The organism is Dietzia timorensis (assembly GCF_001659785.1).
GTDB classification, from domain to species: domain Bacteria; phylum Actinomycetota; class Actinomycetes; order Mycobacteriales; family Mycobacteriaceae; genus Dietzia; species Dietzia timorensis.
The window spans coordinates 695,252-716,237 of the sequence record NZ_CP015961.1 but is presented as its reverse complement, the minus strand read 5'-3'; the positions used below and the strand labels follow the sequence as shown (position 1 = coordinate 716,237).

The window sequence follows — 20,986 nt, the reverse complement described above, 5'->3', positions numbered from 1 at the left end:
GGCCGGGATATCGCGGGGGCGGACGAGTCGACCCCCAAAAGATGTTATTGATAATGGTTTCCATTATAGTGTTCTTCGTCGGGTGCAGTGCCCGGCTGCGAAGACTATCCAGTGGCGCGCCGAAGTGCGCGCGCCAGAAGGCGGTGCCCGTGCGTTCTCCATCCCCCAGGTCGATCCCCGCTCTCGCTTCCGCGGCGGTACTTGCCGCGGCGGGCCTTGCGGGATGTTCTTCTGACGGCGGAGATGCCGAAACCTCCGGGCCCGAGATCGTTGCCTCTACGAATGTCTATGGCTCGCTTGCGGAGATCGTCGCCGGAGACCACGGCAACGTCGAGTCCGTGATCGACGACCCCTCGGCCGATCCTCACTCGTTCGAGGCCTCCCCCGCCGACGCCGCGAAGATCACGCAGGCCGATCTCGTCGTGTACAACGGCGCCGGCTACGACGAGTTCGTCGATCAGGCGTTGGAAAACGCCTCGGACATCGCCACCCTCCAGGGCGTGGATGCCTTCACCGAGGCCACCGGCACGGAAGTCGAGGCGCACAGCCACGGCGCGGGCGGGCATGACCACGGGCACGAGCACGAACACGGCGACGAAGAGGGGCACGACCACGAGGGGCATGACCACTCGCACGGCGAGGAAGAAGAGGGCTCCACCAGCAACGAGCACGTGTGGTACTCGCTCCCCGCGATGAGCACGCTCGCGGAGAAAATCGCCGAGGAGCTGGCCACGCTCAACCCCGCCGACGCAGACTATTACCGCGAAAACGCGGCCGGCCTCGCCGAGTCGCTCGACGAGCTGCACACGCGCGGCGAGCAGGCGTTCGGCGCCGAGCACGTGCACTACCTGCAGACCGAGCCCATCGGCGGCCACATGTTCGACGACTTCGACGCCCACGACATGACGCCTTCCGGTTTCACCTCGGCGATCGAGGAGGGGTCGGATCCGTCTGCCGCGGACTTCGCCGAGATGCGCGAACTCGCCGGTAGCGACGACATCGCTCTACTCATCGTCAATCCCCAGACGCAAACCTCGGCCACGGGCGAAATCGCAGACGCCGCCGAGGCAGCCGGGACACCGATCGTCGAGTTCACCGAAACCCTCCCCGACGGAGTCGGATTCGAAGAGTGGATGAATAGCAACGTCGATGCCGTCGAGTCTGCACTCGGCGGCGCGTAGCGAGCGGCGCTACTGGTCGTGGATCACGACACCGCGGATGTTCTTGCCCGCACGCAGGTCCTCGTAGCCCTCGTTGATCGTCTCGATGGTGTACGTGTTCGTCACCAGCTCGTCGAGCTTGAGGTCGCCGTCGTTGTACATGCGCAGCAGTCGGACGATGTCGTACTGCGGGTTGGACGAGCCGAACAGCGAGCCCTTGATCGTCTTCTCGAACAGGGTGAGCTCGAAGCCGGACACGTGCACCGTGAGCTTCTCCGGGTGCGCGAGACCGGTGACGATCACCCGGCCGCCCTTACCAATGGACGCGAAGGCGTCCTGCACGACCTGCTCGTCCACCGTGCCGACGAGGATGAGCGCGGCATCGGCCATCTGACCCCACGTGAGCTCCTCCAGCTTGGCGCGAGCCTCGGCCGCGTCGGCGAAGGCGTGCGTGGCGCCGAATTTGAGCGCCTGCTCGCGCTTCATCTCCACCGGGTCGACGGCGATGATGTGACGCGCGCCCGCGGCCTTCGCACCCTGCACGGCATTGATGCCGAGCCCGCCGACCCCGAAGATGATCGTCGAGTCGCCGGGACGCAGATCGCCGGCCTTCGTCGCGGTGCCCCAACCGGACGGGACGCCGCAGCCGACGAGCACGGCCTTGTCGAGCGGAAGCCAGTCGTCGACCTTGACGACGGAGTGCTGCGAAATCGTGGCGCGCTCGGAGAAGGTGCCGAGCATGCAGAAGGCGCCGAAATCCTGTCCGCCGCCGTGGAAGCGGTAGCCGCCGCCGGGAAGCGCGCCGTCGAGGATGTTCGCACCCATGTCGCACAGGCTCTGGCGTCCGGTCGAGCAGTAGCGGCACGTGCCACAGCTCGGAATGAAGGCACACACGACGTGGTCGCCGGGCTTGACCTTCGTGACGCCGGGCCCGACCTCCTCGATGATCCCGCTGCCCTCGTGGCCGCCGACCATCGGGAAGCGCGGCTGGAAGTCACCGTCGGTGAGGTGCAGGTCCGAGTGGCACAGGCCGGCGGCGGTGTACTTGATGAGCACCTCGCCGGGGCCGGGCCCGTCGAGTTCGAGCTCCATAACCTCGAAGGGCTTGCCACTGTCGAACAGCACTGCAGCCTTAGTCTTCATCGGGATGTCCTTTCCTTGCAGCCTTTACGGCTCTCTGTGAGTCGGATCACATATGAGCCTATGGAGCTGCCGAGGAAATGGACTGTCCAATTTCTGAACACTGGACAAAATCGCAGTACGAGCGCTTTCCGGCCGTTAATCGAGGCCGAATTCGCGCAGCCGCGCGTACAGCGTCGTACGGCTGATTCCAAGCCTCTTCGCCGCCCTGCTGCGCACGCCGTCGCACTCGTCGAGCGCGCTGACGATCGCCTCGTATTCGCCGCGCGCGAGCTCGCCGGGGCGCGGGATCCGGGCGCTGCGCGCGTGCGCGGGCAGGTGCGCCGGTTCGAGGATCCGCACGGGCTTGCGGAGGCAGTCGGCGAGAATGGACTCCAGCGAGCGCAAGTTGTTCGGCAGCTCGAGCGCGCACGCCTCGCGGGCGAATTGTTCGGTGATCACGGGCACCGGGAACTCGCGCCGGCGGCAGATCTGCGCGACCATCGCGCGGACGATCTCTATCCCCTCCTCCTCGCGCTCGTGCAGACCGGAGGTGTGGATCGTGCGGTCACACTGTTCCGCGACCGCCATGACGGCGGGACGTGCGACGTCATACGAGGTGACCACGATGGGCGCGTGCGCCTTCGCCATGCGCGCGCCGAGCCTACGCAGATCGGCATCGGAAAGCAGATCAACATCGTCGAGGATGACGGCGGAGCCGCTGCCCTCCCCGGACGCACGCAGCGCCGGCAATGCGAGGTCCCGCCACGCCGCATCCGCATCGTCCGCGTCGGCGAGGCGGACGTGGACGGCGTCCGCGCCGGCCGTGGCCACCGCCATCGTTGTGCGGCCGGACCCCGCGGGCCCGAGCACGGCGCAGCTCGACAGAAGCGTCGATGCGCGCCGGGCGCCGGGACCGGCCGCTGTGGCGGCGCGGCGCTTGGGGCGCGGCGTGGGCTGCGGTGCCGAGGGGATATCGAGCTCCACGAGGCGTCCGCTGCGACCGACGTGCTGCACCGCGACAGGGATCTCGCCGATGGACAATGCGACGCGATCGGGCCGGTCGGCGGACTCGACGGCCTCGCGAAGAGTCGTCAGGTCCGCCGAGGAAAGCACATCGAGGCCGCGGCGGGACACGAGCACCGCTTCCTCACCGAAGGCGCACACCGTCTGCCGGGAGGTGCGCTTGGAGTCCATGAACCGGCTGTAGAGTTCGCGGTCCGCGGTGCGGGCGGTGTCGACGTAGCGCGCCTCGATGGATGCGACGATCTGCCGGACGAATGGCACGAAGAAGCGATCCCCCTCGGCGGTGAGACCGGTGAGATCGATCGCGCCGACGAGCCTGCGCGTGAGCGGATTGATGATCGGATGGCCGTAACAGGAGAACGGCTTGAACACCTCGGCGAAATGCTGCTCGCCGGCGATGCGCACACCGGCCCGCGTCTCGAGCACGGTGCCGATGCCGTTGTTCCCGCACGAATCCTCGCTGAGGTCGGCGCCCTCGGAGATGCCACGGCGACGCAGCATCTGCGCCACCCTCGTCCCGTCTTCCGCCGAGCGCAGGATGCGGCCTTCCTGGTCGGCGAGTACGACCGTCGCGCCCGTGCCGCCGAGGATGTCGTCCACCGATTCCATCACCGGCTCGGCGGCCTCGCGCAGTCGGCGCGCGCGGGACAGGGCTGTGTCCGCGTTATTCGGCCCGGCCGTCACCGGACTCAACCCGAGAGCTGCCGAACGCTTCCAGGACCGGTCGACGTCGCCCTCTGCCAGCTGCTCGCCTGTCATGTCTCACCAACCTCGAAAGAAAGTGTGACCCACAGCATAGCTAGTGTGTCTAAGAGCCGCCCGAGAGCAGGTCCCCGGCGCCTAAGCCCGCCCTTCCTTGCGAGAACCTAGAGACGATTGTGCACAGTAAAGAAGTGAAACCCACACGATCCACCGGCAAGCGCAGCCACTTCGGCCGCAGCAGCGCCCAGCACGCGGACCCGCTGGTCTCGCTGCGCGGCGTCAGCTTCAGCCGCGGCGAGAACCAGCTGTTCTCCGACCTCGACTTCGACCTGCACCCAGGCGAATTCGTCGCGATCCTCGGGCCCAACGGCGCCGGCAAGTCGACGCTGCTCAGCCTCATGCTCGGCCAGCTGCACCCCGACACCGGGTCGATCACCGTCGACGGCGCCACCCCGGGTGGTCGCGGTGGACACGTCGGCTACGTGCCGCAGCAGAAATCATTCCAGCCGGGCCTCACCCTCCGTGGCCGCGACCTCGTGCGACTCGGCGCCGACGGCCACCACTTCGGCCCCGGCCTCCCCGCATGGCTGGGCGCGAAGAGCCGCCGCACAACCGACAGGATCGTCGCCGATTCGATCGAACTCATGCGCTCGGAACATCTCGCCGACAAGCAGATCGGGCGGATGTCCGGCGGCGAGCAGCAGCGCATGCGCATCGCCCAGGCGCTCGCCACCGACCCGCACCTTCTGCTGTGCGACGAGCCCCTCCTCAGCCTCGACCTCCCCGGCCAGCGGACGGTCGCCGACGTCTTGCAGCACATGCGCACAGCCCACGGCACGGGCGTGATGTTCGTGACCCACGAGATCAACCCCGTCCTCCCGCTCGTCGACCGGGTCATCTTCATCGTCGACGGGCGCCACCGAATCGGCACGCCCGAGGAGATCTTCACCTCCGAAACTCTTTCGGAACTCTTCCGCACACCGGTCGAAGTACTGCGTGTGCGCGGGCAGGTCGTGGTGGTCGGCGAGTCCGCCCACCTCACCGCCCCGATTACGGGAGCCCACACCGAAGACACCACCGAAGACACCACCACCCATGACGCCGGAGGTGCTTAAGTAATGGAACGCCTCACGGAAATCTTCTCCTCCCTCAGCGACATCGAGACGACGTCCGAACTGCTGGGGCTGGACTTCGTCCAGAACGCGCTCATCGCCGTGGCCCTCCTCGGGCTCGTCGCGGGACTGGTCGGCCCCTTCGTGGTGATGCGCAACATGGGATTCTCGGTGCACGGCACGTCAGAGCTCGCGCTCACCGGCGCCGCCGCGGCACTACTATTCGGCCTCAACGTCGGCGCCGGGGCGATACTCGGATCGGTGGTCGCGGCGATGTTGTTCGCGCTCTTCGGCACGCGAGCGGTCGACAGGGATTCCTCGATCGGCGTGGTGATGGCCTTCGGCCTCGGCCTTTCCGTGCTGTTCATCCACCTCTATCCCGGTAGAGCGGGGTCGAGTTTCTCGCTGCTCACCGGTCAGATCGTGGGTGTCTCGGGCGCAGGGATCGCGCAGCTCGCTGTCGTCGCGGTCATCGTCATCGCCGTGATCGGCTTCTGCTACCGGCCACTCGTGTTCGCCTCCGCGGACGCCGAGGTCGCCGCGACGCGCGGCATCCACGTGCGTTCGCTCAACCTCGTGTTCGCCGTGCTCCTCGGGCTCGTCGCCGCCCAGGCGGTGCAGATCGTCGGCGCGCTATTGGTGCTCTCGCTGCTCATCACCCCGGCCGCCGCGGCGGCTGCGGTGGTGCGCTCCCCCGGTGCCGCGATCGCCCTGTCGGTGTTGTTCGCCGAGGTGGCCGCGGTCGGCGGACTGCTGCTCTCGCTCGCGCCGGGGGTGCCCATTTCCGTGTTCGTGACGACGATTTCGTTTGCCATCTACGTCGTATGTAGAGCGGCGTCCGCCGTCAGGAACAAGGGGTAGGTTGTTCTAGCTTTCGCAGGCCTTCGAGTACGTCTCGAAGGGGATCTCGATGGTGTGGCTGCCGATGCCGTCGACGGAGCCGCCTCCGGGCAGGATCGATGCGGTCGCGGTGATCGTGCCGGTGACGTTGCCGACGCCCGGCTGCAGCCGGGACCAGGCATCGCTGACGGTGCCGTCGACATGGTCGACGCCGGATTCGCCGGTGTCCTGGTTGTGCCATTCGACGTCCAGGGTCAGGTTCGTCGGCAGGAGGGTTGCCGGGTTGAGGCTAAAAATGCCGGGCTGCTGGCGCGCATCGCGGAAGGTGATGTGGATTTCCTCGGTCGGGGCATTGCCATTTGCCCCGCCTGCGCACACCGCGCCGTTGCCGTAGACCAGCGGGATCTCGCCGAATCCCCACGGGTCGCCGATGTTCACCCGCGGCGCCTGGTACTGCTCGACCGCAGGATCGGCGGGCGCCGTGACCTCGGGATCGGCCTGTGCGGCGCCGGCTCCGAGGACGGTGCCTGCGGCCATGAGGGAGGCGGCGGTGAGTGCGCCGAATGTCGTCGAACGGTTGATCTTGCCCATCTTGCGCCTTCTTTCTCGAATGGATCGGGAGGCGGCCGTCGGCCTCGGAGAATGCGCTGCGCGCATCACCCAGGTTGGCGCGACGCCTACTCGTGCCATCGACACGGGCGAAATTAATCGTTACTTATCACTGGACTGTTGTCTACCGAAAGGGCACTTCGCCGATGACGCGGCGGAGCTTGCGCGAGTGCGCGGCTCGCGGGGAATTGGCAAGATGCTGGCAGGCGTGCACGGCCGCGAGGAAGTGGTGGTATTTGGACGCCTGGTAGAACTGCCTGGCCATCGTCGGCAGCTTGGGCTGGTTGTGAAGCGGCTTATCGGACACCGCGAGGAGCGCGCCGTAGGGCACGCGGTAGCGGTAGCCGTTCGCGGCGATCGTGCCCGATTCCATCTCCACGCTCATCACCGCGGTCCGCGCGAGGAGTCCCTGGATCTCGTCCGCCGGCCAGTATTCCCAGTTGCGGTCGTGCGTCGTCATCACCGTGCCCGTGCGCATCTGTGGGGTAACACCCATGAGCTCTACATACGACGAGCCGATGCCGACTTCGAGTGCCTGCTGCACCTCGGCGAGCGCGGGCACGGGGGTGTCCGGCGAGACATATCGGTCGAGCACACCGTCCTTGCGCAGGTAGGAGTTCGGCAGGATGAGATCGCCGACGTTCATCCGCGCGTCGAGGCCGGCGCAGTGCCCGACCATCATCCAGCAGTGCGGGCGCAACACGGCCACGCAGTCGGTAATCGTCTTCGCGTTCGACGGGCCGACGCCGATGTTGACCAGCGAGATGCCGTGCCCGGAGATCGTCGCTCCGCCGGGGGTGTCCGAGTCGGCGGCGAAGAGGTGCCACGCGGGCATCTGCGCATCGGAGCCTGCCGATTTGAGCTGCTGCGCACGCTCATTGTTGAGTTCCGCCAGCGGGAACCCGAGCCCGTCGGGGCCGGAGATCCACGTGTACGCCGCGCCGCTCGACGTGTCGACGCCGCCCGCGCGCGAGAGCTCGAGTGCGTATTCGATGAACGAATCGACGTGCAGCGCATAGTTCGTGAACAGCACGTAGTCCTGGAAGTCGGCCGGGTTCGAGCCTGTGTAGTGCCGCAGCCGCTGCAGCGCTAGATCGGTGCGCAGCGGGCTGAACAGGAACAACGGGTTCGCCGGGCGGAACGGCGCGTCGAGGTCGCCGTCGGCGATGGCGTCGTTGACGGCGAGGATGTCGACCAGTGGCGCCTCCGAGCCGAGCGCCGAGGCCACTCCCGGGGGGAGAGTGCGCAGCGCGTCGTCATCCATTACCGACATGTACTGCAGCGGGATGATCGTGGAGCCTTCGCGGACGCTGATGTGCACCGGGTAGCGGCGCGCGAGTAGCTCGAGTTGTTCGGTGAGGTAGTAGCGGAACAGCGCGGGCTGGGCGATCTCGGACGAGTACACGCCCGGGTCCTGAACGACGCCATAACTGGCGCGCGGGAACGTCTCCGGGGTGCCCTCGACGTGCACGACGAGCTCGGGGTAGCGGCCCCAGCGCGGCTCGGCGCTCGAACCCGCGAGCAACGCGTCGATGCTCGCCTTCGAGGTGATGACCGCCTGGTCCGACAGCGCGATCAGCTCGTCTACCGCTGCCTTCGGGCTCAGTCCCTCGGTGTTCGTGCCGCCTTCTGTGCTCATGGAACCCATCCCTCGGCTTTCTCGGCTCGCGCGGCGCCCACTCCTTTGGCCTTCCCCCTGAACCCTACCGAGGCACCGGCGAGGCGGCGGGAATCGTCAATCGCGGGAAGCGATCTCGATGACGCTCGTGGGCGGGAGCAGCCCGTTGCGCTGGAGGAGCTCCAGCTGGAATGCCGTGCCGATGACGGTGACGCGGCGCGCCGGCTCGGGGATCTGAGCCCACCTGTTGATCGCACCGACGTCGAGGGAGATACGTTTGCGCTCGGTGGGACCGAGCTCGTCGCCGTCAGGCTGGACGAAGTGTTCCTGCGGGTCGCGCACCTCGGCGAGATCGCCGCGTGGGACGCTCGCGAGCGGCAGCAGATTCGAGCTGCGCCCCTGCACGGGCAGCTCGGCGCCAAGGCTCGGCACGCCGAGCGCGGACGTGGTGACCTCCCACGCGTGGACATTCTGCTCGGCCTGGTCCGATGGCCCGGCACCGGTGAGGACGCTGAGCACGAGCGCCTCGTGCCTTTCAGATTCGGCGGTGATCGTGCCCTCGACGGCGATCGCCACCGCGGCCGGGTCGAGCCCGTACACGACCTCCTGCAGCGTGGCCTCGGGGAACTTCTCCGGGCGCACGGCGAACTCGATCGCCACGTCCGGCTGCTCATCGCGCAGCGCGAGGAAGGTGGGGCTCAGCATTCCGCCATTCGCATGCCCCCAGCGCAGTAGCTGCTCGGCGATATCCCGCAGGCGACGGACGGCGGCGGGGTCTGAGTCTGCCACGGCGAGCGGCCTACTTTCCGGACACGCGACGCTGGCGGGCGAACTCCGCGAGCACGACGCCTGCGGCGACCGAGGCGTTGAGGCTCTCGACCTTGCGGGCGATCGGGATCGACAGGATCGTATCCACCGACTCGGATACGAGGCGCGACAGCCCCTTGCCTTCCGAACCGACGACGATCACGGTCGGGCCGGTGCCGTCGTAGTCGTCGAGCGAGGTGTCGCCGTCGCCGTCGAGACCGACGAGCTGCACGCCGCGCTTCGCCCAGTCCTGCAGCGTGCGGTTGAGGTTCGTCGCCTTCGCGACCGGCACGCGCGCTGCGGCTCCGGCGGAGGTGCGCCACGCAACGGCCGTCACCGAGGCCGAGCGCCGCTCCGGGATGAGCACGCCGTGCGCGCCGAATGCGCCGACGGAACGAATGACGGCACCGAGGTTGCGCGGGTCGGTGATGTTGTCGAGGGCGACGAGGAGCGCCGGCTCCTCGGAGGCGAGCGCCCGCTCGATGAGGTCGGTGGGATCGGCATAGTCGAACGGCGGGACCTGAAGGCCGACGCCCTGGTGCATGCCGTTGGAGGTCATCTTGTCGAGGTCCGGGCGGGGCACCTCGAGGATCGAGATACCGCGCTCGGCTGCCATCGCCACGGCCTCGGTGAGGCGCTCGTCGTTCTCGGTGCCGTCGGCGACGTACAGCGCGGTCGCAGGGGCACCGGCGCGTAGGCACTCGACGACCGGATTGCGGCCGAGCACGAGCTCCGGACCATCGGCGTTCTTGATCGCGTGCGCGCGCCGCTGGCGTGCGCCCTCCGCCTTGCGCTCGGCGGCCTTCGCCCGCTTGTGCGCGGGGTGGTACTCCCGCTCGGTGGCCTTCGGCGTCGCCCGGCGGCCCTCGAGCCCGCGCCGCCTGCGCCCGCCCGAGCCGACGACCTGCCCCTTCTTGGTACCCGTCTTACGGACCGCGCCGCGGCGCCTCGAATTACCTGCCACGATGTGCTCCTCTTACTCGGTACTTTGTGCTGGGTCCGCGAGCGACCAGCGCTGGCCCTCGGCGGTATCGGCAACCTCGATGCCCGCTCCGGCGAGCTGGTCGCGGATGGCGTCCGCGGTCTCGAAGTCCTTGTCTTTACGCGCTTGCTGACGTCGGGCGAGCTGCGCCTGCACGAGGAAATCGAGCGCGTCCATCGCCCGATCTCCGCCTGCCGCGGCCCCTTCGAACCAATTATCCGCGAGCGGGTCGATTCCGAGAATTCCGGCCATCGCGCGCACTGCCCCCGCCGCGGTCTTCGCGGTCTCGGTATCGCCCGCGGCGATCGCCGCGTTGCCTGCGCGCACCTGGTTGTGGATCTCCGCGAGCGCGGCCGGCACGGCGAGGTCGTTGTCCAGCGCCTCTACGAACGACGAGGTCGGTTCGCCTGCCTGGAAGGCGCTGCGTTCGCCGTCATACATGGTGTCCAGGATGCGCAGCACGAAGGCCTCGATCCGCCGATACGCGGTCGCGGCTTCCTGCAGCGCCGCAGGCGAGTATTCGAGCATCGAGCGGTAGTGGGCGCTGCCCAGGTAGTAGCGCAGCTCGACCGGGCGGACATCGGAAAGGATGTTCGGCACGGCGAGGACGTTGCCCAGGGATTTGGACATTTTCTCGCCACTCATGGTGACCCAGCCGTTGTGCAGCCAGTACTGCGCGAAGCCGTCGCCGGCCGCGTGCGCCTGCGCGGCCTCGTTCTCGTGGTGCGGGAACTGCAGGTCCAGGCCGCCGCCATGAATGTCGAACTCGGCGCCGAGGTACCAGGTGGCCATGGCGGAGCACTCGAGGTGCCAGCCCGGGCGGCCGGGCCCCCACGGGGTCGGCCAGCTCGGCTCGCCGGGCTTGGCGGACTTCCACAGCGCGAAGTCCTGCGGCCCGCGCTTCCCGCGCGCCGCGCCCTCCCCCTGCGGATCCTCTGCGTCCTTGAGGTCGTCGATTCGGTTGCCGGAGATCGCGCCGTAGTCGCCGTCCGGTGCCTTCGCCCACGCGGCCATGTCGAAGTACACCGACCCCTCGGCGGCGTAGGCGAAGCCGTTGTCGATAAGGCGCTGCATGTACTCGACCATCTGGGTGACGTGGCCGGTGGCGCGCGGCTCCACGCTCGGCGGAAGCACGCCGAGCTGGGCGTAGGCGCGGTCGAACTCGCGCTCGTGCGTGGACACCCACTCCCACCACGGGCGGCCGTTCTCGGCGGCCTTGACGAGGATCTTGTCGTCGATATCGGTGACGTTGCGGACGAAGGCGACGTCGAGCCCCTTGGCGAGCAGCCAGCGGCGCAGGATGTCGAAGGCGACGCCGGAGCGCACGTGGCCGATGTGGGGCGTGGTCTGCGGGGTTGCTCCACACAGATACACCGAGGCCTTGCCCTCACGCAGTGGCGTGAATTCGCGGAGTCGGCGGGACTGGGTGTCGTAGAGGTGGAGCGTCACACGGGCGAGTTTACCGGGCGGTGGCAAACGCGTTGCCCCACGCGCCGCGCGCATTCGTGCACGAGAATAAACCCTGGCACCACACTTCTACTTAGGTTAGCCTAATTCCATGACGGTCCACGATGTGCAATCCACACTGTTCTTCCCGCTCCTCGGCCGGGCGGAGGCCTCCCGGCGGTGGCCGGCGGTGTTCTCGGATCCGTGGGCCGTGGATAGGGCCGAGGAGATCGCGAGGACCGAAGAGACGTCGGCACGCTCACTGGGCACGGGACCGGCGGCGGTGTACGGGCTTCGCCACGCGATCACCCTCGCGGAGATCCGGCGCTACCTGCGTTCGCACCCCGGCGCCGCGATCGTCAACGTCGGCTGCGGGCTCGACCAGCTCGCCCCGGACCTGGCGGGCGAGCTCGGCGAACCGCGAACTCCGGGCACCTCGACGATCTACAACCTCGACTACCCGGAGGTTCTCTCGATGCGTGCGCGCTGGGTCGACGCCGCAGAGGGCGAGGTGGATCTACCGTATTCGGCGACCGACCACCGATGGATGGACGAGGTCGATGGTTCGCGGGGGATGATCGCCATCGCCGCCGGTGTCTTCTACTACCTCGAAGTGCACGAGGTGCGTGCGCTGGTGACCGCGATGGCCGAGCGTTTCCCGGGCGGGCGATTGGCCTACGACAGCGAGTCCCCGTTCGTCATCAGGCAAAGCGAGCGGTCCGTTCGGCGCGGCGGGGTCGCCGAGGCGCCGATGCCGTTCAAGGTCTCGGACCCGTTCGCCGCGCGCGGCTGGAGCGATAAAGTTCGCGACGTCCGCGTGGAGTTCAACTTCACCCGCTACCTCCCCAAGGCACAGCGTGGGAAGCTGCCTCTCGGGATACGGGCGTTCTTCGCCTTCATGCAGCGAATACGCGGGATGTACGAAGTCGTCGTCGACTTCGCCGAGGAGATCTAGGCGTTGGCCGCGGCCATGACCTCGTCGAGCAGCTCCTGCGCGCGCGGCTCGTCTGCACCCTCGGCGAGCGCGAGCTCGCCGACGAGGACCTGGCGCGCCTTGGAGAGCATGCGCTTCTCCCCGGCGGAAAGGCCACGGTCGAGATCACGGCGCCACAGGTCGCGGACGACCTCGGCGACCTTGTTGACATCACCCGAGGCGAGCTTCTCGCCATTCGCCTTGTAGCGGCGCGACCAGTTCGTGGGCTCCTCGACCTCTTCCTCGCGAAGCACGTCGAACACCTTGCCGAGCCCGGCGCCATCGACCACGTCGCGCACGCCCACATACTCGGCATTCTCGGCCGGAACCTTCACCGTGAGGTCGCCCTGCGAGACCTTGAGCACCAGGTACTCGCGCGGATTACCCTTGACGGTGCGGGTCTCGATCGCCTGAATCACGGCCGCTCCGTGATGCGGGTACACAACCGTGTCGCCGACCTTGAACTCCATAGGTGATTTCCCCTTTCGACCTAGCCATCCTAGCACACCCTCCAATTACGCCGGTCGCGTCTGCGCAGGTCAGGAAGCCAAAGGCGCCGACCTGCGGGGAACTGACGCAATGGCGAGGTTCTCCGGCCCGGTCGGCAAGGACTCGCAAAGGGGGTAATTCCGCGCGCGAACGCGCCCATTGGCTCCCCAGGTGAGCACTTCGGTGCCGCTGTGCATTACCATGAGAAAGGCCTTAATGCGCTTTATCTGCCGATGCGGGCGAACCGGTCCGCCGCACCACGAGGAGCTATCTGTGACCTCACCGACTTCTGGTTTCCGTCGGTCCGCTATCGCCGTCACCGCGGCTGCAGCGGCGCTCGCCCTGTCCGCATGTGGCGCGGGGCAGCATTCCCAGACCGCCGAGAAGGCCGCCGCGGTCGACGGCGGCTCCGGCACCTCGCAGAACGTCGTGGTCAACGACTTCCGCGTCGTCGTCCCCGAGATCGGCGAGGAAAGCGACGGCCCGGCCCAGGTCGCCTTCGCCGCGTCGTTCTCCGGCCCGGGCGTCGGCAACCCCGAGGGGGCCGCCCTGGAGTCGGTCACCATCGATGGCGCCGAGGCGACGATCGAACAGGGTGCGCGCATCCCGCGCGATTGCACGCTCGTCGCCGTCACCGACGAGGCCTCGAACCCCGAGCAGAATTACGAGGACATGAGTCCCGACGTGGCCGGCGGCACCCACCCGTGCATCGTGTACACGACCGTCACGCTGCCCGACGCCGACGACCTGCACATCGGCAACTCGGTGCCCGGCACCATCCAGTTCTCCGGTGAGGAGCCGATCGACACGCACGTCGCAGTCGGTTCCAGCCGCGAGGCCGCGGGCGAGTTCACCCGCCCGGAGGAGACCGTAGAGGGCTCCGCGCACTAGAACCTCGCCGCTTCGCACAGAAGCGCACAGAAAAACCCGCGACCGGATCTCGGTCGCGGGTTTTTCTGTGTGGTGGCCGGGCTCGCGCCCAACGCCGCCGTCATTCACGCATGACGTCGGGCACGCCTATTCGGCAGGAGCGGTGAGGTTGAACGTCGCCGCCGGACTGAACGCGTCGCCCACGAGCGCGTACACCTGGTAGGAACCAGGCTCCGCGGGGGCGCGGTCGCGCTGTCCGCACGCGCCCGGCTCGGACATGCGGCCGGACCAATCGATCTGGCGCATCACCGGCTCCTCGGGCTTGAGGTTCGCCACGTCCTCGGAATCGGACTGGGTGCAGTCGGTCGACGACCACACGCGGGCGTTGTCGTCGAGTCGGTACACCTCGAACGTGAGCGGGGCGCCGGATAGATCTCGGTCGCAGGTGGAGTCCGAGGTGTTGGTGATCTCCGCATAGAACCGCGCGTCGGAGCCCGCTTCGAAGTTCGCCGACGCGGGACGCACGCTGACCTCGAGATCATCATCTGCGCAGCGGCCGCGCGAGGCGGGATCGTCGGCGTCCTCCTCGTCGGTCGCCTCTGTGGAGGTTTCCGAGGAGCTCGCGGATTCCGAGGTCTCACTGCCCGCCGCGGCGGCCGGGTCCGCGCCGCCGCCACCATCGCGGCTGACGAGAACCAGCGCGACGACAACGGCGACGACCACGACGGCAACGAGGATCAGCGCCGCGAGTCGACGACGCACATAGATTTCGCGAGGAAGCGGGCCCTGAGGTTCGAACACGGCCCCAGAATAGGCGGACCTGCGGCCTTTTCGGCCGTGCCACACCGGATATCGGTGAGGATTTCCTTCACCGGCCGAGCCTGTCGGGTCTACTTGGCCTCCGCCACCGGCGGGAGCGGGGTGTCCTCGACATCGCCGAAGACGCCGCGCAGGTACGCCTTGCCGTCGCTGAGCTTGTATGTGACCGCGACGACCGCGAGCCGCCCCTCCTCGATCGCGTCGTGCACGACCCGGCTGCGATTGCGCAGCAGCTCGCCGATCTCGATGGCGTGAGCGGCGCCCAGCTCATCGGGATCCGTGATTCCGTCCCGGCGGCCGTTGAGCATCGAGGGCGCGACCTTCTCCACAACGTCGCGGAGGAAACCGGTCGGCACCTCGCCCTTGTCGAGCGCATCCAGCGCAGCGCGGACGGCGCCGCACGAATCGTGCCCGAGGATCACGATCAAAGGCGTCTTGAGGACGGTGATCGCGAATTCGATCGAGCCGAGCACGGCCGTATCGATGATCTCGCCCGCGGTGCGGATGACGAACAGGTCGCCGATCCCCTGGTCGAAGATGATCTCGGCGGCCACACGGGAATCCGAGCAGCCGAAGAGGACCGCCTTCGGGTTCTGGCCCGAGACGGTCTCCTCACGGCGCGCAACGTTCTGCTGCGGGTTGCGCATCTCGGAAGTGACGAATCGCTGATTTCCGTTGCGCAGCGATTGCCACGCGCTCACTGGTGTCTGGTTTCCCATGGTCTCCAGTATGCTCCGTAGCTCCTTGCCGGAAGTTCAACACCCCCGGTTAAACGAAAGGTGCTGCACCCATTGGCGGACCGGCATTACTCCTCGGCGATTTCGGCGAAGGCTCCCGCCGCGTGGTCTGCGGCGAACATCGCGTGGTCCCGGAGCACAGTGTCGACCTGCTCGGCGACGAGCTCGAGGGTGTCGAACAGGAAGATGTTCGTGTGCCCGGCCCCGAGAATGCGGGCGGCGACGTCAGACTTCTTTCCGTTGAGGAAGCGGTCCGCGCGCACGTGCTGGCGGGCGAGCATGCGCCCGCATAGCTTCGCGTACTTCTTCAGCTCGGAGCTGTCGAAGTCCCCGGCGTCGACGTTGACCTTCTGCGGGCTGCGCTCGCGCACGAGGAAGCTCACGCCCTCGATGTCGGTGTAGCCGTACAGCGGATCGCCGTCGATGATGAACGCGTCGAACGCGTCGGCGATGCGCTTGGCGGGGTCGAACTCGTCGTGGCTCGCGCTCGCCGAGCCCTGCTTCGGCGCGAGCCCGTCGAGCACGGAATGCCGCGACATTTTCAGCTCGAGGATCACCTTGTCCTCGGCCGATTTACCCCAGCCCTCGACGAGGACCCAGAAGCGGGACAGTCCGCGGCTCGCCGTTCCGGAGCCGGTGCGGATCGCGACGTCGTGGATGCGGAAGAAGTCCTTCGGCAGCTCGTCCTTCGCGGACGAGGGCCGGACCCTTCGGGAATAGCGGCGTACGGCGTCATCGATAAGCGGGGTGAGACCCGGGCGCCGGCGCACGCGGTTCGTCTCGCGAAAGTTGAGCTCGTCGAAGTCGATGCGCTTGCGCAGGAACGATTCGCGGCTGCGCCCCGCCTTCTTCATGTAGCGGCGGAAGACCTTCGGCGCGTCGTCGCCGGACACGCGGCGCGTCGCCTCCTCGGGATCGGCGACGCACTTTTCGACGCCGTCGAGGTAGGCGGCGACGAACTGCTTCGCCACCTTCATCGCCTTCTTGCGTGAGGCGCCGCCCTCGATCGCCGCGAGCGCGAAGCCGACGGCGCCGCGCCCGAGGTCCCACGTGAACGGCGCCATCCACGCCTCGTCCATGTCGTTGATGCTGAACAGCGGTTCGCCGTCCGCACCCGGCAGCACGCCGAAGTTCTCCGGGTGCACGTCGCCAACGGTCGGGACGAACGGAAGATGGGCGTCCGAGCCAGCGAGGTCGCGGTAGTACAGCATCGCCGTGCCGCGAAAGAACGGGAACGGGCTGCGAGCGATGTCTGCGAACTTCGAGCTGACCGCCGAGGGCACGAGCTGCATGCGCAGCAGGTGGTCCTCGATCACGGTGTCGCGCACGTGCAACCGGCGGTGGCGGCCGGTGAGCATCTCCGGTGGAACCTCGACGTCGCCGCGCGCGACCTCGCGCGAATAAGTGTCGAATTCGCCCCGGCGGCGCCGGTGTGCGGGGACGGTGGCAGGTGTCGGCGTCGGCAAGCCAAGAGAGGCCACCGATTCCAGTAACTCGGCGACGGACTTACTCCCCGCGCCGTTCGACTTCTCTTTCGCCGCAGACTTCTTGGAAGCGTCCTTCGTCTTCGTCGACTCTGCCTTCTTTTTCGGCGCGGCCTTCTTCGACGCGACCTTCTTACTCGACTCCGCCTTCTTCTGCGCAGTCTTTTTCGCCGGCTTCTCGACGGGAGCGCTCGCGGTCGCAGCCTTCTTTGCGGGCTTCGCCGTGGCTGACTTCGTCGAGGCCGGCTTCTTCTCGGCCGGCTTCTTCTCTGCCGACTTCTTCGCCGACGGAGTCGCCGTCGCGGTGCGCGAGGTAGTTTTCGCGCTCGCCGCGGGCTTCGTGGCCGCGGCGCTCTTCTGTCGGCGCGACGGCTTCTTCGTCTTCTTCGCCGGCGCCTTCTTCGCGCCCTCGGTGGCCGACTTTGTCGAGTTCGGCGTCTCGGAGTTGCCTGACGTGTTGTCATTCGTACGGCTCGTTGCCTGCGGTTGGCTCATGTGCACAAGTATCGCATCACCATCAAATCGCCCCCGCGCCTTTCGCCTCCACTCCACTCTCGCGCGATACTTGGGTACGCGGGCTCGCGCCCGCGCGGACCACCAACCCCCAACAATGACGTCGGAGTTATCCATTTCCAGCCGCACCCCAACCACCGCGCTCGATACCGAGGCGGTCATCGCCTGGTTCGACGATCACGGCCGCACGCTCCCGTGGCGCGCCGAGGGGTCGTCGCCGTGGTCGATCCTGTTGTGCGAGGTCATGAGTCAACAGACCCCGGTCGACCGAGTCGTCCCTGCATGGCACGACTGGATCGCGAAGTGGCCCGGACCTGCCGAGCTCGCCGAGGCATCGTCCGCCGAGGTTCTCCGCGCATGGGGAAAGCTGGGTTATCCTCGCCGCGCGCTGCGGTTGAAAGAGTGCGCACAGGCGATCGTCGACCGCCACGGCGGCGAGGTCCCTGCAGATGTAGAAGAACTGCTCGCACTTCCCGGGGTGGGCGACTACACCTCGCGCGCGGTCGTAGCGTTCGCCTTCGGCCGCGCGGTACCCGTCGTCGACACGAATATTCGCAGGGTGATCGCTCGGGCGGACCGCGGGGAGGCGCAGGCCCCTCCGCCGTCGAAAAAGGAACTGAAGGACATGGAACGGCTCATGCCGCCCGGGGACCGCGGGGGCGTGCGGTTCTGCGCGGCGGTCATGGAGCTCGGCGCGCTCGTGTGTTCGGCGCGCGGACCGCGCTGCGATGAGTGTCCGCTCGCCGAGCGCTGCGCATGGCGCGCGGCCGGCTACCCAGCGTACGAGGGCAAGCGGCGCGCGCCACAGAAGTTCGCCGGCACAGACCGTCAGGTGCGCGGGCTGCTACTGGACGTGCTCCGCGATGGGCATGCGGACTCCGGCCTCGGCGAACACGAGCACTTCTGGGTCTCGCGTGAGCGGCTCGACGCGGTGTGGCCGGACGATGTCCAACGCGACCGGGCGCTGCGCTCTCTTCTCGCCGACGGCCTGCTCGTCGAGTCGGACGGCGAGTATTCACTCCCCGCCTAGAGCAATCGGTAACGAAATTCGTTTCCAATAGGCGCTAGGGTTGAGGACACCATGGATCCTTCCTCCCCCGACCCTCGCAGAGCCCAGCGCGAACGCGCCTCGAATTCGGTCATGGCCGTTCTCGTTGCGCTCATCGCCTTCGCGCTGCTCGGGCGAACTTTCGGCGCGCAACTGCGCTCGAGCCCCGACTGGGGGCAAGCGATGACGATTTTCGTTGCCGTCGTCGCGCAGGCGCTGCCGTTCCTCGTTCTCGGAGTCGCCGTATCCGGGTTGCTCGCGGTCTTCGTCACACCTGAGCGCGTCGGCAGGCTCGTGCCCGATCGTCCCTCTGCCGCGGTGTGCGCGGCAGGGCTCGGCGGTGCCGCGCTCCCCGGCTGCGAATGCGGAAGTGTGCCCGTGGCCGGCCGACTCATGAACCAGGGCGTCCCGAAAGCCGCGGCACTGACCTTCCTTCTCGCGGCGCCTGCCATCAACCCCGTCGTCCTCGTCGCTACTTTTGTTGCGTTCCCCGACAGGCCCGAGATGGTCGCCGCGCGTTTCGGCGCCGGCTTATTGTGCGCGCTCGGGGTCGGGCTGTTCTGGCTGCGGTTCGGCCGGGACGATCTCGTACGGTCTCGCCTCCCCCATCACGAACACGGCGGCTCGCGGTGGGCGAGATTCGTCGCCGTGGCCCGCGGCGACCTCCTGCTCTCCGGATCGTTCCTCGTCCTCGGCGCAGGCTTCGTCGCATTCGCCCGAACAGTCGTCCCCGGCGGCTGGGAACACCACGTGTCCAACAATCCGCTGCTCGCCGTCACGGTGATGTTCGCACTCGCCGTAGTGCTGTCGCTGTGCTCCGAGGCCGACGCCTTCGTCGCGGCGGCGATGCCCGAGATGGGACCATTGCCGCTACTGGTGTTTCTCACCGTCGGCCCGGTCATCGACCTCAAACTCGCGGTCATGTACGCGGGAATGTTCGGCCGGGATTTCTCGCTCCGATTCCTCCCGCTCGTCGCCACCGCCTCGGTCGCCGCCGCCCTTCTCATTGGCTCTCTGGTGTTCGCTGCGATGGGGGTGAACCCGTGGTAGCCGCGTGTGGCAGGGCGCTGCGCCTCGGCCGGGGTGCGGCCGATTGCGTGCTGCTCTTCCTCGGCGCTGCACTCGTCGTCATCGCCCTCAATGGAACGGTGCACCTGTATCTCGCCCCGTCGATGCGCTGGCCGGTCCTTATCGCCGGCTTGCTGATCATGGGACTGGCCGCCGCAGACGCGGCACTCGGCGGAGGCGAGAACTCCCACTCCGAAGGCCACAGACACAGCCACGTCCATTCTCACGACCCGGCGCGGCTGCCTTGGCTGTTGCTCGTACCGGGCGCACTGTTGCTCTTCGTCGTTCCCGGTCCGATCGGCGCGGACGCGTCCGATGAGTACACGGTACGCAGCGGAGCCATGTACAGCGGACCGCTCCCGCCCGGCAACGCGCCCGAGATCTCCATCCAGGAGTTGTGGGTGCGCGCCGAACGCCCTGAGGACCATTCGCTCGACGGCCGCGAGCTCACCCTCACGGGACAAGTGCTGGATGACGGCGGGCGACCGCGAATCGGCAGGGTGATCATCACCTGCTGCGCGGCGGATGCGAAGACGATTTCGGCAGGCGTATCCGCGGAGAGTGCGCATCTCCTCGACGGGATCGCCCCCGGGGAGTGGGTGCGGGCGGTGGTGTCAGAGAGTCCACGAGACAACGCCGATCCGTCCGATGGCTCCCCGACGGTCGCGGTACGCGACGTCCTGCCGATCGACCCGCCCGACAGCCCCTACGAGACACCGCGCTGACCGAGAATTCCCGAGAATCCTCAACCGGCGATCATGTCGTATGCCAGCTTGCCGACCATCGCCACCACCACGACGAGCAGCACGACCCGCACGAATCCGCTGCCGCGGTTGATGGCCATGCGGGCGCCGACCTGAGCACCGATGACGTTGGCGATCGCCAGCACCAGCGCGAGCAGCCACACGATGTGCCCGCCGAAGCCGAACACGATGAGCGCACCGATGTTGGTGGAGAGGTTGACGACCTTCGACATCGCCGCGGAGCGGAGGAAGTCGCCGGTGACGAGCGCCGTGAACGCCATGATGAGAAAGGTGCCGGTTCCGGGCCCGAAGATGCCGTCGTAGAACGAGATCACGCCGGCCGCGCACAGCCCGCCGGCCACTCCGGCGCGGCGTAGCGGTGTGGCCTCGCCGGAGCCGAAACCGGGGCGCAGCGCGACCCACAGGCCGACGGCGAGGAGCAGCACGAGCACCATCGGGCGCATCCAGTCGGTGGAGATCGCCGCCGCTGCTGCGGCGCCGGCACCGGAGAACACCAGCGCGATGGGGACGGCTGCGGCGAGGAAACCCAGGGGCACCTTCGTGCGGCGCAGGTAGGTGATCGACGCGCTCAGCGTGCCCCACACGGCGACGGCCTTGTTGGTGCCGAGGGCTGTCGCGGGCACGGCGTTCGGGAATGCGATGAGCAGCACCGGGATGAGTACGAGCCCGCCTCCGCCGACAACCGCGTCGATCCATCCGGCGAAACCTGCTGCGGCGATAAGCGCGACCGCCAGTCCGGGATTGTCGCCGAGCAGCGTCGCAAAATCCGTCACAGGGGTCCTTCCGGAATGAGATTGTCC

The 20,986-nt window shown here is 67.8% G+C and carries 20 protein-coding genes; 8 read left to right on the top strand and 12 right to left on the bottom strand.

What is annotated here, in order from left to right; translation table 11 throughout:
• Nucleotides 1-149: 149 nt before the first annotated feature.
• Nucleotides 150-1,181 (top strand): metal ABC transporter solute-binding protein, Zn/Mn family, encoded by a 1,032-nt coding sequence (locus BJL86_RS03290; protein WP_231887199.1) that lies wholly within the window; start codon nucleotides 150-152, stop codon nucleotides 1,179-1,181.
• Nucleotides 1,182-1,190: 9 nt separating this feature from the next.
• Here BJL86_RS03290 and BJL86_RS03285 read toward each other — a convergent pair whose 3' ends face one another.
• Both BJL86_RS03285 and BJL86_RS03280 read right to left on the bottom strand, forming a co-directional pair.
• Entirely contained in the window at nucleotides 1,191-2,303 is a 1,113-nt protein-coding gene (locus BJL86_RS03285) for an NDMA-dependent alcohol dehydrogenase (protein ID WP_067474478.1), read from the bottom strand.
• A gap of 135 nt (nucleotides 2,304-2,438) precedes the next feature.
• Entirely contained in the window at nucleotides 2,439-4,064 is a 1,626-nt protein-coding gene (locus BJL86_RS03280) for a helix-turn-helix domain-containing protein (protein ID WP_075844819.1), read from the bottom strand.
• Nucleotides 4,065-4,198: 134 nt separating this feature from the next.
• Here BJL86_RS03280 and BJL86_RS03275 point away from each other — a divergent pair, with 134 nt between their 5' ends.
• Together BJL86_RS03275 and BJL86_RS03270 are read left to right on the top strand one after the other, a co-directional pair.
• Nucleotides 4,199-5,122 carry a metal ABC transporter ATP-binding protein gene (locus BJL86_RS03275; protein WP_082908600.1) on the top strand — a complete coding sequence of 308 codons (924 nt, stop codon included), beginning with the start codon at nucleotides 4,199-4,201 and terminating at the stop codon, nucleotides 5,120-5,122.
• Nucleotides 5,123-5,125: 3 nt separating this feature from the next.
• Nucleotides 5,126-5,980, top strand: a complete 855-nt coding sequence (locus BJL86_RS03270; RefSeq protein ID WP_067476063.1) for a metal ABC transporter permease — start codon at nucleotides 5,126-5,128, stop codon at nucleotides 5,978-5,980.
• A gap of 6 nt (nucleotides 5,981-5,986) precedes the next feature.
• Here the strand turns inward: BJL86_RS03270 and BJL86_RS03265 are convergent, their stop codons facing one another.
• From BJL86_RS03265 to cysS, 5 genes are all read right to left on the bottom strand, one after another.
• Nucleotides 5,987-6,550, bottom strand: a complete 564-nt coding sequence (locus BJL86_RS03265; RefSeq protein WP_067476061.1) for a hypothetical protein — start codon at nucleotides 6,548-6,550, stop codon at nucleotides 5,987-5,989.
• Nucleotides 6,551-6,692: 142 nt separating this feature from the next.
• On the bottom strand, nucleotides 6,693-8,207 hold the full coding sequence (locus BJL86_RS03260; RefSeq protein WP_067476070.1) for an AMP nucleosidase: 1,515 nt from the start codon (nucleotides 8,205-8,207) through the stop codon (nucleotides 6,693-6,695).
• A gap of 96 nt (nucleotides 8,208-8,303) precedes the next feature.
• Nucleotides 8,304-8,975, bottom strand: a complete 672-nt coding sequence (locus BJL86_RS03255) for a hypothetical protein (RefSeq protein WP_067476059.1) — start codon at nucleotides 8,973-8,975, stop codon at nucleotides 8,304-8,306.
• Nucleotides 8,976-8,985: 10 nt separating this feature from the next.
• Nucleotides 8,986-9,957, bottom strand: coding sequence for a 23S rRNA (guanosine(2251)-2'-O)-methyltransferase RlmB (gene rlmB, locus BJL86_RS03250; RefSeq protein ID WP_067476056.1), 972 nt, complete (start codon nucleotides 9,955-9,957; stop codon nucleotides 8,986-8,988).
• A gap of 12 nt (nucleotides 9,958-9,969) precedes the next feature.
• Complete coding sequence (gene cysS / locus BJL86_RS03245) at nucleotides 9,970-11,424, bottom strand: cysteine--tRNA ligase (RefSeq protein WP_067476053.1); 1,455 nt, start codon at nucleotides 11,422-11,424, stop codon at nucleotides 9,970-9,972.
• Between the two features lie 109 nt (nucleotides 11,425-11,533).
• Here cysS and BJL86_RS03240 point away from each other — a divergent pair, with 109 nt between their 5' ends.
• A complete protein-coding gene (locus BJL86_RS03240; protein ID WP_067476050.1) occupies nucleotides 11,534-12,376 on the top strand; it encodes a class I SAM-dependent methyltransferase in 843 nt (280 codons plus the stop codon).
• Here BJL86_RS03240 and BJL86_RS03235 read toward each other — a convergent pair.
• The gene (locus tag BJL86_RS03235) at nucleotides 12,373-12,864 is read right to left on the bottom strand and encodes a CarD family transcriptional regulator (protein WP_067476049.1); all 492 of its coding nucleotides are present in this window, start codon (nucleotides 12,862-12,864) and stop codon (nucleotides 12,373-12,375) included. The genes BJL86_RS03240 and BJL86_RS03235 overlap by 4 nt on opposite strands.
• Nucleotides 12,865-13,156: 292 nt before the next feature.
• Between BJL86_RS03235 and BJL86_RS03230 the strand changes: the two genes are divergently transcribed.
• The gene (locus BJL86_RS03230) at nucleotides 13,157-13,774 is read left to right on the top strand and encodes a hypothetical protein (RefSeq protein WP_067476046.1); all 618 of its coding nucleotides are present in this window, start codon (nucleotides 13,157-13,159) and stop codon (nucleotides 13,772-13,774) included.
• Between the two features lie 126 nt (nucleotides 13,775-13,900).
• Here BJL86_RS03230 and BJL86_RS03225 read toward each other — a convergent pair whose 3' ends face one another.
• The 3 genes from BJL86_RS03225 to BJL86_RS03215 form a co-directional block, all read right to left on the bottom strand.
• On the bottom strand, nucleotides 13,901-14,554 hold the full coding sequence (locus tag BJL86_RS03225) for a hypothetical protein (protein WP_067476043.1): 654 nt from the start codon (nucleotides 14,552-14,554) through the stop codon (nucleotides 13,901-13,903).
• Between the two features lie 89 nt (nucleotides 14,555-14,643).
• Nucleotides 14,644-15,291, bottom strand: coding sequence for a carbonic anhydrase (locus tag BJL86_RS03220; protein WP_067476041.1), 648 nt, complete (start codon nucleotides 15,289-15,291; stop codon nucleotides 14,644-14,646).
• An 86-nt stretch (nucleotides 15,292-15,377) separates the two neighbouring features.
• On the bottom strand, nucleotides 15,378-17,288 hold the full coding sequence (locus tag BJL86_RS03215; RefSeq protein ID WP_082908597.1) for a DUF2252 family protein: 1,911 nt from the start codon (nucleotides 17,286-17,288) through the stop codon (nucleotides 15,378-15,380).
• A 115-nt stretch (nucleotides 17,289-17,403) separates the two neighbouring features.
• Here BJL86_RS03215 and BJL86_RS03210 point away from each other — a divergent pair, with 115 nt between their 5' ends.
• From BJL86_RS03210 to BJL86_RS03200, 3 genes are all read left to right on the top strand, one after another.
• Complete coding sequence (locus BJL86_RS03210) at nucleotides 17,404-18,336, top strand: HhH-GPD family protein (RefSeq protein ID WP_067476038.1); 933 nt, start codon at nucleotides 17,404-17,406, stop codon at nucleotides 18,334-18,336.
• A 111-nt stretch (nucleotides 18,337-18,447) separates the two neighbouring features.
• Complete coding sequence (locus BJL86_RS03205) at nucleotides 18,448-19,404, top strand: permease (RefSeq protein WP_197487612.1); 957 nt, start codon at nucleotides 18,448-18,450, stop codon at nucleotides 19,402-19,404.
• The gene (locus BJL86_RS03200) at nucleotides 19,398-20,147 is read left to right on the top strand and encodes a TIGR03943 family putative permease subunit (protein WP_075844818.1); all 750 of its coding nucleotides are present in this window, start codon (nucleotides 19,398-19,400) and stop codon (nucleotides 20,145-20,147) included. Before BJL86_RS03205 ends, BJL86_RS03200 begins: the two co-directional genes overlap by 7 nt.
• A gap of 20 nt (nucleotides 20,148-20,167) precedes the next feature.
• Here BJL86_RS03200 and BJL86_RS03195 read toward each other — a convergent pair whose 3' ends face one another.
• Nucleotides 20,168-20,959, bottom strand: coding sequence for a TSUP family transporter (locus BJL86_RS03195; protein WP_414836073.1), 792 nt, complete (start codon nucleotides 20,957-20,959; stop codon nucleotides 20,168-20,170).
• Nucleotides 20,960-20,986: the final 27 nt, after the last annotated feature.